The sequence below is a fragment of the Dokdonella soli genome, assembly GCF_039523175.1.
Classification (GTDB): domain Bacteria; phylum Pseudomonadota; class Gammaproteobacteria; order Xanthomonadales; family Rhodanobacteraceae; genus Dokdonella_A; species Dokdonella_A soli.
Window position 1 is genome coordinate 342,569 of the sequence record NZ_BAAAEU010000001.1, and the last position, 10,934, is coordinate 353,502.

General features: G+C 65.9%; 10 protein-coding genes. 5 read left to right on the forward strand and 5 right to left on the reverse strand.

Annotated features, from left to right (window positions below; translation table 11 throughout):
• Positions 1–152: 152 nt before the first annotated feature.
• Positions 153–1,760 carry a murein biosynthesis integral membrane protein MurJ gene (murJ, locus tag ABD002_RS01585; protein ID WP_343786432.1) on the reverse strand — a complete coding sequence of 536 codons (1,608 nt, stop codon included), beginning with the start codon at positions 1,758–1,760 and terminating at the stop codon, positions 153–155.
• 287 nt (positions 1,761–2,047) lie between these two features.
• Between murJ and rpsT the strand changes: the two genes are divergently transcribed.
• Positions 2,048–2,311: a 30S ribosomal protein S20 gene (rpsT, locus tag ABD002_RS01590; protein WP_343786434.1), complete on the forward strand. Its 264-nt coding sequence runs from the start codon at positions 2,048–2,050 to the stop codon at positions 2,309–2,311.
• A 119-nt stretch (positions 2,312–2,430) separates the two neighbouring features.
• Here rpsT and cgtA read toward each other — a convergent pair whose 3' ends face one another.
• From cgtA to rplU, 3 genes are all read right to left on the reverse strand, one after another.
• Positions 2,431–3,480, reverse strand: a complete 1,050-nt coding sequence (cgtA, locus tag ABD002_RS01595; RefSeq protein WP_343786436.1) for an Obg family GTPase CgtA — start codon at positions 3,478–3,480, stop codon at positions 2,431–2,433.
• A gap of 193 nt (positions 3,481–3,673) precedes the next feature.
• The gene (gene rpmA, locus ABD002_RS01600; protein WP_343786438.1) at positions 3,674–3,931 is read right to left on the reverse strand and encodes a 50S ribosomal protein L27; all 258 of its coding nucleotides are present in this window, start codon (positions 3,929–3,931) and stop codon (positions 3,674–3,676) included.
• A 10-nt stretch (positions 3,932–3,941) separates the two neighbouring features.
• On the reverse strand, positions 3,942–4,265 hold the full coding sequence (rplU, locus tag ABD002_RS01605) for a 50S ribosomal protein L21 (RefSeq protein ID WP_343786440.1): 324 nt from the start codon (positions 4,263–4,265) through the stop codon (positions 3,942–3,944).
• A gap of 381 nt (positions 4,266–4,646) precedes the next feature.
• On the opposite strand from rplU, the gene uvrA reads away from it, so the two are divergent.
• Both uvrA and ABD002_RS01615 read left to right on the forward strand, forming a co-directional pair.
• Complete coding sequence (uvrA, locus tag ABD002_RS01610) at positions 4,647–7,514, forward strand: excinuclease ABC subunit UvrA (RefSeq protein WP_343786442.1); 2,868 nt, start codon at positions 4,647–4,649, stop codon at positions 7,512–7,514.
• A 110-nt stretch (positions 7,515–7,624) separates the two neighbouring features.
• Positions 7,625–8,044: an acyl-CoA thioesterase gene (locus ABD002_RS01615; RefSeq protein ID WP_343786444.1), complete on the forward strand. Its 420-nt coding sequence runs from the start codon at positions 7,625–7,627 to the stop codon at positions 8,042–8,044.
• Here ABD002_RS01615 and ABD002_RS01620 read toward each other — a convergent pair.
• The gene (locus ABD002_RS01620) at positions 8,005–8,457 is read right to left on the reverse strand and encodes a copper chaperone PCu(A)C (RefSeq protein WP_343786446.1); all 453 of its coding nucleotides are present in this window, start codon (positions 8,455–8,457) and stop codon (positions 8,005–8,007) included. The two genes, ABD002_RS01615 and ABD002_RS01620, sit on opposite strands and share 40 nt — an antisense overlap.
• A 61-nt stretch (positions 8,458–8,518) precedes the next feature.
• On the opposite strand from ABD002_RS01620, the gene ABD002_RS01625 reads away from it, so the two are divergent.
• Positions 8,519–9,943, forward strand: a complete 1,425-nt coding sequence (locus ABD002_RS01625; RefSeq protein WP_343786449.1) for a DUF4139 domain-containing protein — start codon at positions 8,519–8,521, stop codon at positions 9,941–9,943.
• Between the two features lie 200 nt (positions 9,944–10,143).
• A complete protein-coding gene (locus tag ABD002_RS01630) occupies positions 10,144–10,896 on the forward strand; it encodes an enoyl-CoA hydratase/isomerase family protein (RefSeq protein WP_343786451.1) in 753 nt (250 codons plus the stop codon).
• The last annotated feature ends 38 nt before the right edge of the window (positions 10,897–10,934 follow it).

The following is a 10,934-nucleotide window of genomic DNA, read 5'->3' on the forward strand; positions in this document are numbered from 1 at the left end:
GCAGCATGCGGGGTCCAGCTTCCGTAGGAGCGGCTTCAGCCGCGAAGCTTTCAAGCCCTCCCCTTCAAGGGGAGGGTCGGGTGGGGATGGTGTTACCGCGCCATGAAAAGCATCGCGGCTGAAGCTGCTCCTACGAGCGCGGGTTGGATGGATCAAATCCCCCGCAGATCGCGCAAGCGGAAACCGCAGACGAACAGCACGACCAGGAATGTGCCGCCGCCCCCTGCGATCAGGATGCCGAGCCGCAGCACGCGCGTCATCACGCTCCAGGCGCCCCAGTCCGACCACTGCCACAGGCCGATGCCGAGCACGATCACCATCGCGACGCAGGCGGCGCCGAGACGCGCGAGGTGCTTCGCCCAGCCCGGCTGGCGCTGGTAGACGCCGTCGCGGCGCAGCGCTAGCCAGAGCTGCGCGAGATTGAGATAGCTGGCCAGCGCGCTGGCCAGCGCGAGGCCCATGTGCAGGCCGGGCACTTTCGCGATCGCAGCCAACCAGCCGTCGCCGAGATCCTCCGGCTTGTGCCAGAAATGGAACAGCAGGCCGACGAACAGGATGTTCATCACCATGTTCGCGACCATTGCGACGATGCCGGCGCGGACCGGTGTCTTCGTGTCCTGGCGCGCATAGAACGCCGGCGCGACGACCTTGACCAATGCGAATGCGGGCAGCCCGAACGAGAGCGCGGACAGCGACAGCGCAGCCATGTCGACGTCGTGCGCACTGAAGCGGCCGTGCTGCAGCAAGGTCGCGAGAAGCGGCTTGGCCAGCAGCACCAGCGCGAGCATCGCCGGCACCGCGATCAGCAACGCGGTGCGCAGGCCCCAGTCGAGCGCCTTCGCAAAGCCGTCGTGGTCGGTGGTGACGTGATGACGCGACAGCGAGGGCAGGATCACCGTGCCGAGCGCGACACCGAACAGGCCGAGCGGAAACTCCAGCAGGCGATCGGTCTGCGCGAGCCAGGTCTGCGAGCCGGAGATCAGGAACGAAGCGATCAGCGTGTCGAGCAGCAGGTTGACTTGCGCGACAGAAGAGCCGAACAGCGTCGGCACCATGAGCTTCAGGATCCGGCGCACGTCCGGATGACTCCAACCCCAGCGCGGCAACGCGAGCAGGTCGAGCCGGCGCAGCGACGGCAACTGGACGAGCAGCTGCAGGATGCCTGCAACGAAGATCGCCCAGCCGAGCGCCATGATCGGTACATCGAAATGCGGCGCGACCCAGAGCGCGGCCGCGATCATGCACAGATTCAGGATCACCGGCGTCAGCGCCGGCAGCATGAATTTGTGGAAGCTGTTGAGGACGCCGCCAGCCAGCGCGGTCAGTGAGACGAACAGCAAGAACGGGAACGTGACGCGCAACAGGTCGGTGGTCAGCGCGAATTTCGCGGGCTGGTCGATCGAACCCGGTGCGAAGCCACGCGCTACCCAGGATGCGCCGAGCACGCCGAGCGCGGTGACCAGCAGCAGCACACCGCCGAGCGTGCCGGCCGTGCGCGCTATCAGTTCCTTCAGATCCGCGTGCGGACGCGTCTCCTTGACCTCGGTGAACACCGGCACGAACGCGACCGAAAAAGAGCCCTCGGCGAACAGCCGGCGCAGGAAGTTCGGGATGCGGAACGCGACCCAGAACGCATCGGTCGCCGCGTTCGCGCCGAACGCGTACGCGATCGCCTGCTCTCGCACGAGGCCGAGCAGGCGCGAGACGAAGGTGCCTCCGCTGAAGCTCAGCATCGAGCGGAACAGGCTCGGGCGGCTCATCCTGAAGCCCTCTCCCACAAGCCCCGCTTGGGGGAGAGGGCTGGGTGAGGGGGCGGGGCCGCAAAACGCTGCAACGCGCCGATCTTCGCAATGCACAGCAGGTCGGTGCGCTCTGATGAAAGAGTCACTCCGAGGTTTCGCTTGGCGGCAACCCCCGCCCCCTCACTCCAGCCCTCTCCCCCAACGATGGAGCCGTTGGGGGAGAGGGGGTTCTTTCGTTTGACGCGACCGCGTACCGCCGGCATAATCCGCAGTCTTTTTCCGAACCCGTTCACTGGAGTTTTACCTTGGCCAACATCAAGTCCGCGAAGAAGCGTGCGCGCCAGTCCGAGCAGCACCGCCAGCGCAACGCCAGCGCGCGTTCGATGGTTCGCACCGCGATCAAGAATGTCGTCAAGGCGATCGAAGCGAAGGACAAGGCCCGTGCCGAAGCCGCGTTCAAGATCGCCGAGCCGGTCATGGACCGCTACGCCGCACGCGGCCTGATCCACAAGAACAAGGCTTCGCGTCACAAGAGCCGCCTGACCGCGCACATCAAGGCGCTGGCCTGAGCAAGGCTTCAACGCGATGCCGAAAAAGCCGGCGCTAGCCGGCTTTTTTATCTTCAATAGAATTCCCAGGCCGGCGCTAGCCCGCTTTTTTGTTGTCTGGATGCCGGCAGCGGCTGGCGTCACGCGCCCTGCTCCGCGGCCGCCTCGGCGGCGGCCAGTTTCTGCTCATCAAAGAAACGCTGAATATCCAGACACAGCGGCCAGGTGCCTTCGCGCGCGATCGCCGAGACCAGGTACCACGGCTGCTTCCATTTCAGCTTGCGCACGATCGCCTTGGCGGTCTTCTCGCGCTCTTCCGGCGCGAGCAGGTCCATCTTGTTGAAGACCAGCCAGCGCGGCCGTTTCAGGAGTTTCGGATCGAAGCCCTTGAGCTCGTTCTCGATGGTGCGGATTTCAGCCACCGGATCAGTGATGCCATCGAGCGGCGCGATATCGACGACGTGCAGCAGCAGGCGCGTGCGCGCGACATGCTTCAGGAACTGGATACCGAGGCCGGCGCCGTCCGCCGCGCCCTCGATCAGGCCGGGAATGTCCGCGATCACGAAACTGCGGTCGGTCTCGATGCGCACCACGCCCAGATGCGGCTGCATGGTCGTGAACGGGTAGTCGGCGACTTTCGGCGTTGCCGCGGACACCGCACGGATCAACGTCGACTTGCCTGCGTTCGGGAAACCGAGCAGGCCCACGTCGGCCAGCACCTTGAGCTCGAGCTTGATTTCGCGCTCCTCCCCCGCACTGCCCGGCATCGCCTTGCGCGGCGCGCGGTTGACCGAGCTCTTGAAGTGGATATTGCCCTGGCCGCCATGACCGCCCTGAGCGACCAGCAGACGCTGACCGTGCGTCGTCAGATCGCCGATTTCCTCGTCGGTGTCGACGTTGATGACGACGGTGCCGACCGGCACGCGGATCACCGTGTCCTCGCCGCCCTTGCCGGCCATCTGCCGGCCCATGCCGTTCTCGCCGCGCTGCGCGCGGTAGACGCGTTGGTGGCGGAAGTCGACCAACGTGTTGATGCCCTCATCCGCGACCAGCCAGACGCAGCCGCCGCTGCCGCCGTCGCCGCCGTCCGGGCCGCCGAATGGAATGAATTTTTCGCGCCGGAAACTGACGCAGCCGTTGCCGCCGTTGCCGGCGTAGACGCGGATGATGGCTTCGTCGACGAATTTCATTTGGGGGCCGGGAATAGAGAATCGGGAATCGGGAATCGGGAATCGGGAAAAGCTAAACGGGACGTCGGTCTTGGCGAAGGCGAAGAGATGCCCTTCTTGTGCCTATTCCCGGCTCCCCATTCTCCATTCCCAGCCTCACAAACGAAAAGCCCCGCACGCAGCGGGGCCTTCGCGAACCGTGAACGCGTCCGGATCAGGCCGGAATCACGCTGACCGTCTTGCGCGCGTTGGCGCCCTTGACCTTGAACTCGACCTTGCCGTCGACGATCGCGAAGATCGTGTGGTCGCGGCCGAGGCCGACGCCGGTGCCTGGATGGAAACGGGTGCCGCGCTGGCGAATGATGATGTTGCCGGCTTCGACCGCCTGGCCGCCGTACACCTTGACGCCGAGATACTTCGGATTGGAGTCGCGACCGTTGCGGGTTGAGCCGCCTGCCTTTTTATGTGCCATGACCTACTCCTTACTTGCCCGATGCGCCGGTGATGCCGACGATCTCGATTTCGGTGTAATGCTGACGATGCCCCGTCTCCTTGCGGAAGTGCTTGCGGCGACGGAACTTGACGATGCGGATCTTGTCCGCGCGGCCGTGCGAAACGACCTTGGCCGTGACCAGTGCGCCGGCAACCAGCGGAGCGCCAACGGTGACGCCCTCGCCCGAACCGACGAGCAGGACCTGATCCAGCTTGACCTCGGCGCCGACATCGGCGACGAGCTTCTCTACGCGCAGGGTCTCGCCCTGCGCCACGCGGTACTGGCGACCGCCGGTGACAATGACTGCGTACATGGCTATGCCTCTGTAGTTATTCTGAAAACTGCCAACTTCCGGGCATTTGGCCCGAAAGGACCGCGGATTCTAAGGCAAATCAGCGGCGCGGCGCAAGCCAAGCTGGATTCGCGACACCGGTGCGCTGGGCAGCGCTGCCCGAATGCATCTGCCTTGCTCCCGTAGGAGCGGCTTCAGCCGCGATGCTTTGAAGCCCTCCCCCCTTCAGGTGAGGATTGGGTGGGGATGGGTTCGTCACGCACCAAAAGCATCGCGGCTGAAGCCGCTCCTACGAAAAACAATAGCCCGCGCGGCGCTGGCCTGCAATGCGCGCTCGCTCGTCGCAGGCGCTGAGACGGCGCACGGTTGTTATAGTGATCGTTTCACCCCATCTCCGGCCGCATGGATACGATCCGCATTCGCGGTGCGCGCACGCACAACCTCAAGAACATCGATCTCGATCTGCCGCGCGACAAGCTGATCGTGATCACCGGTTTGTCCGGTTCCGGCAAGTCTTCGCTGGCGTTCGATACGATCTACGCGGAAGGACAGCGTCGCTACGTCGAGTCGCTGTCGGCCTACGCGCGGCAGTTCCTCAGCGTGATGGAGAAGCCCGACGTCGACCACATCGAGGGGCTTTCGCCCGCGATCGCGATCGAGCAGAAGGCGACCTCGCACAACCCGCGCTCGACCGTCGGCACGATCACCGAGGTCTATGACTACCTGCGCCTGCTGTTCGCACGCGTCGGCACGCCGCGCTGTCCCGACCACGGCATCCCGCTCGAGGCGCAGACGGTCAGCCAGATGGTCGATGCGACGCTGGCGCTCGACCCCGGGAAGCGCTTCATGCTGATCGCGCCGATCGTGCGCGAGCGCAAGGGCGAGCACGTGCAGGTCTTCGAACAACTGCGCGCGCAGGGTTTCGTGCGTGCGCGCGTCGACGGTGTCGTGCATGAACTCGATGCGGTGCCGCCGCTCGCGCTGCGCCAGAAGCACACGATCGAAGTGGTCATCGACCGCTTCCGACCCAAGCCCGACATCAAGCAGCGCCTCGCAGAATCATTCGAAACCGCGCTGCGCCTCGGCGAGGGCATCGCGATCCTTGCCGATCTCGACGACACCAAGGCCGCCGAAGTCACGTTCTCGTCGCGCTTCTCGTGCCCGGTCTGCGACTACTCGCTGCCGGAACTCGAACCGCGTTTGTTCTCGTTCAACTCGCCGGTCGGCGCCTGCCCGACCTGCGACGGGCTCGGCGTGACCCAGTTCTTCGATCCGGCGCGCGTCGTCGTCAATGCGCAGCTCAGTCTCGCCGCCGGTGCGGTGCGCGGCTGGGATCGGCGCAACCAGTACTACTTCCAACTGATCCTGTCGCTCGCGAAGCACTACAAGTTCGACGTCGACACGCCCTGGCACGACCTGCCCGAAGCAACACGCCATCATGTGCTGTACGGCTCCGGCGACGAGCAGATCAGCTTCCGCTACGTGACCGGCGCGAGCGGCGCGGTGACGCGCAAGCATCGCTTCGAGGGCATCGTTCCGAACCTGGAGCGGCGCTACAAGGAGACCGAATCGCCGGCGGTGCGCGAGGAACTCGCGAAGTTCATCAGCGACCGCGATTGCCCGGACTGTCATGGCCAGCGCCTGAACCGCAGCGCGCGCAACGTGTTCGTCGGCGATCGCAACCTGCCGACGCTGACCGCATTGCCGATCGACCAGTCACTCGACTTCTTCAAGGCGCTGACCTTGGCCGGCTGGCGCGGCGAGATCGCGGTGAAGATCGTCAAGGAGATCCGCGAGCGCCTGCACTTCCTCGTCGACGTCGGCCTCGATTACCTCACGCTGGATCGCCAGGCCGATTCACTGTCCGGCGGCGAAGCGCAGCGCATTCGCCTCGCCTCGCAGATCGGCGCAGGTCTGGTCGGCGTCATGTACGTCCTCGACGAACCCTCGATCGGTTTGCACCAGCGCGACAACGAGCGCCTGCTAGGTACACTCAATCGCCTGCGCGATCTCGGCAACACGGTGATCGTGGTCGAGCACGACGAGGATGCGATCCGCCTCGCCGACCACATCGTCGACATCGGCCCCGGCGCCGGTGTGCACGGCGGCGAGATCGTCGCCGAGGGCGATATCGACGCAATCCTCGCCGCGCCGCGCTCGCTGACCGGGCAGTATCTGTCGGGCCAGCGCCGCATCGAGGTACCGAAGCAGCGTCGCAAGCCCGACCCCGAGAAGATGCTGAGGATCCTCGGCGCCTCCGGCAACAATCTGAAGAACGTCGACCTGGAAATTCCGGCCGGCCTGTTCGTCTGCGTGACCGGCGTGTCAGGGTCGGGCAAGTCGACGCTGATCAACGACACCTTGCACAAGCACACCGCCGCCGAACTCAACGGCGCGAACGAGAAGCCGGCGCCGTTCCGCGCGATCGAAGGTCTCGACCTGTTCGACAAGGTCGTCGACATCGACCAGTCGCCGATCGGACGCACGCCTCGCTCGAATCCGGCCACCTACACCGGCCTGTTCACGCCGCTGCGCGAGCTGTTCGCGCAGGTGCCCGAATCACGCTCACGCGGTTACGGCCCGGGCCGCTTCAGCTTCAATGTGAAGGGTGGCCGCTGCGAAGCCTGCGAGGGCGACGGCCTGATCAAGGTCGAGATGCACTTCCTGCCCGATGTCTACGTGCCCTGCGACGTCTGCCACGGCAAGCGCTACAACCGCGAGACGCTGGAGATCACCTACAAGGGCCACACGATCGCCGACGTGCTCGATATGACCGTCGAAGATGCATTCAAGCTGTTCGAGCCGGTGCCGGTGCTCGCACGCAAGCTAGAGACGCTGATCCACGTGGGCCTGTCCTACATCAAGCTCGGCCAGAGCGCGACCACGCTCTCCGGCGGCGAGGCGCAGCGCGTGAAGCTCTCACGCGAACTCAGCAAGCGCGATACCGGCCGCACGCTGTACATCCTCGACGAGCCGACCACCGGCCTGCATTTCCACGACATCGAGCAGCTGTTGAAGGTGCTGCACCGCCTCTCCGAAGACGGCAACACGGTCGTCGTGATCGAGCACAACCTCGATGTGATCAAGACCGCCGACTGGATCGTCGATCTCGGCCCGGAAGGCGGCGAACGCGGCGGCACGATCCTCGCGACCGGAACGCCCGAACAGATTGCGAAGACACCCGTTTCCTACACCGGACAATTTCTCGCGCGCGCACTCGCGAGTGCGCAGCCGCCGGTGCGTCGACGCAATCGCAAGGAAGCCGCATGACCAAGCCGCGCGAACCCGCCACGAAGAAATCCCGCACAACTCCGCCAGCGTCGGCCGCCCGGATATCGCCGCCCCCCACCGAAATCGCATCTCCCCCGCCCCTGCGCCTGATGGCACGCGTGCCGATGCCGGTGCGCTGGGGCGATCTCGACGCGTTCAACCACGTCAACAACGCGACCTTCCTGGTCTATGCGCAGGAAGCACGCCTGGCCTGGCTCGCCGACGTCGACGGTATCTGGTTCGACGAGACGATGATGCCGGTCGTCGCCGCGGCGCAGATCAATTTCCGCCGCCAGCTCGCGTGGCCCGCGCAGATCGTCGTCGAACTTGTCGCCAAGCGCGTCGGCACATCGTCGCTGACGATTGCGCACCGCATCGTCGCCGCGAACGACGACGATTGCGTCTATGCGGACGGCGAGGTTGTCATGGTCTGGGTCGACCCCGCCAGCGGCCGTTCGGTGCCGCTGCCTGAAGCGATCCGCGCCGCGTGTCAGTCGCCCGTGGAATCCGGCGCGACCACGTCGAAATAGGTTTCCAGCCGCGTTCCGTCGGCAAGCAGGAACATCATCTCGACCTTCTCGCCGACCGTGATGTCGTGGCGCGGCTGCATCAGCATCAGGTGCTTGCCACCGGGCGCCAGCGCGACCGTCGCACCAGGCGCGATCGCGAGGCGATGCAGCTCGCGCATCTTCGACACGCCTTCCTGGATCACGGTCTCGTGCAGCGAGGTCATGCGGAACGCATCACTCTGCACGGTCAGGATGCTGATCGGCGCATCGCCGACGTTCTTCAGCGTCGCATAGCCCGCGAGCATGCTCGCTCCCGGTGGCGCGGCGCGGATCCACGCATCGGTGACGCCGAGCTTGCCCTCGGCATGCACGCTGCCGGCGACGGCAACCAAGCCGACCCCGATCCATGCCAACCAGCGTTGTGAACGATCCATGGCAACCTCCGTAAGGACCGTTATGATAACTGCTCCCCTCCTGCGCAACCGGACTGCGATCATGCACCGTCACCTGCTCACGCTGGCCATGACTGCACTGACTACCGCCGCCAATGCCGCGGACCCCGCGGTGACGATCTACCGCAGCGACAGCGACTCGCTGTTCGAGGCCGGCAGTGCGCCGATCGCCGACGGCCACGCGATCGTGCACGAATTGCGCACGCTGCAGCTGACCGGCGGCAAGCAGACCGTTGTGGTCGAAGGGCTGCCGGCGATGCTCGATACCGAAGCGGTCGCGATCGACCTCGGTGGCGCCGGTCGCGTGCTCGCACAGCGCGTGATCGCGGCGGGCGACGCCGGCGCTCTGTCAGCGCACCGCGGCGAACGTGTGCAGGTGTTCGGCGATGGCAACAAGCCGATCGTCGACGGCGTGCTGGTCGCGATCGATGGCGGCAACCTCGGCGTGCGCGGCGCCGACGGGCGCATCAGCTACGTGCGCGAATTCGCGCGCGTCGAGTTCCCGGAAGGCTCGGGCCTGCCCGGCAGCACACTGCAGCTTGCGCTCGACGGCAAGGCCGGCGCGGCACCGGCGACCTTGACCTACCCAACCGCCGGTCTCGGATGGCGTGCCGCCTATTCGGCGCTGCTGCTCGACGGCAGCGATTGCAGACTGCATCTCGACGCGCTCGCGAGCATCGCCAACCGCAGCGGCCGCGACTATCCCGCCGCGAAACTGAAACTGATCGCCGGTGCGCCAAACTTCGCGAAATACAGTGGCGGACCGCGACCGATGGCGATGAAGACCATGGCGGCAGCGCCCGCGGCGGATGGGATGCCGGAGCAGTCCGCGCTCGGCGACTATCGCAGCTACGCGATCGACGGCAACCTCGACCTGCCCGACGCCAGCGTGACCCAAGTGCCGCTTTACGCAAGCCGCGATCTCGCCTGCGAGCGCCGCTGGCTGTTCGAGAGCGGCAGCACCTGGATTCCGCCGAAGCCGATGCTGGCACCGGAGGGATTCCAGAACGGCAACGGGCCGATCAGCAGCCAGCTCAAGTTCACCGCCACCGAGAACCTGCCCAGCGGCAACCTGCGCGTGCTGATGCGCGACAAGGACGGCCGCACCGAACTGCTCGGCGAGAACCGCATCGGTGACACCGCAAAGGGCCGCCATGTCGACGTCAACCTCGGCGTCGCGTTCGACCTCGCCGCGAACCGCGAGCGCAGCGTGTTCAGTGTCGACAAGGCCGCACGCGAGATGAACGAGGGCTTCCACATCACGCTGACGAACTCCGGTGAAACCGCGCGCACGGTCACAGTGCGCCAGCACCCCAACCGCTGGCGCGCATGGACCCTGCTGTCGTCGAGTCAGAAGCCGGACCGGCAGACGCCCGACACGCTCGAGTTCCGGGTCGCGGTGCCGGCGGGCGGCAAGGCGACGCTGGACTACCTCGTGCGTTATGCGTGGGTCGTGTCGGACGAGTAGATCGTAGCGAGCAGGCTTACCTACTCGTCATCCCGGCGGCTTTCAACAGCCGCATGGCTGGTCGCGCCGGGATCCAGCTTGCACCGCACATGATGAAGAGCTGGATTCCGGCTTGACCAGCTTCGCTGTTGCGAAGCGCTTCGCTGGAATGACGAGCCGAAGTTTTCCGACAACCAACTCCAGAGACTCCAGAGTCCGCCATGCTCGATATCATCCACCACGACACGGTCCACGAACTCCGCCTAGCGCGGCCGCCGGTCAACGCACTCGATCCGGCGCTGGTGCATGCGCTGCGCACAGCTGTCGAAGCGGCGCCGAGCCAGGGCGCACGCGCGCTCGTGCTGTCCGGCGCGCCCGGCCTGTTCTCGGCCGGGCTCGACGTGCCAACGCTGCTGCAGCTCGACCGCGCCGCATTCCGCGTGTTCTGGAACGATTTCTTCGGCCTGTGCGCCGCGCTCGCGCGTTCGCCGATCCCGGTCGCCGCGGCGATCACCGGCCACGCACCGGCAGGCGGCGCGGTGCTGTCCATCATGTGCGACTACCGCATCATGGCGCGCGGCGCGTTCAAGATCGGTCTCAACGAAGTGCAGGTCGGTCTGTCGGTGCCCGACTGCATCCAGGCCGCGCTGCGCCGTCTCGTCGGTGTCTATCGCGCGGAACGCCTGATGGTCGCCGGTGCGATGCTCGACGCAGAGCAGGCCGATGCGATCGGCCTCGTCGACGAACTCGTCGACACCGACTTCGTGGTGCCCCGCGCGCTGGCCTGGCTCGGCGAGCTGCTCAAATTTCCGCCGAACGCGATGGGCGAAACGCGCCGCCTTGCGCGCGCCGACCTCGCCGCGGTGTTCGCCGACCCTGCGAAACTGCCGGTCGAGGAATTCCTCGACGGCTGGTTTGCGCCGGAAGCGCAGACCGTGCTCAAGGCTCTGGTCGCACGTCTGAAATCGAGATAGCCGCAAGCCCGTAGGAGCGGCTTCAGCCGCGATGCTCT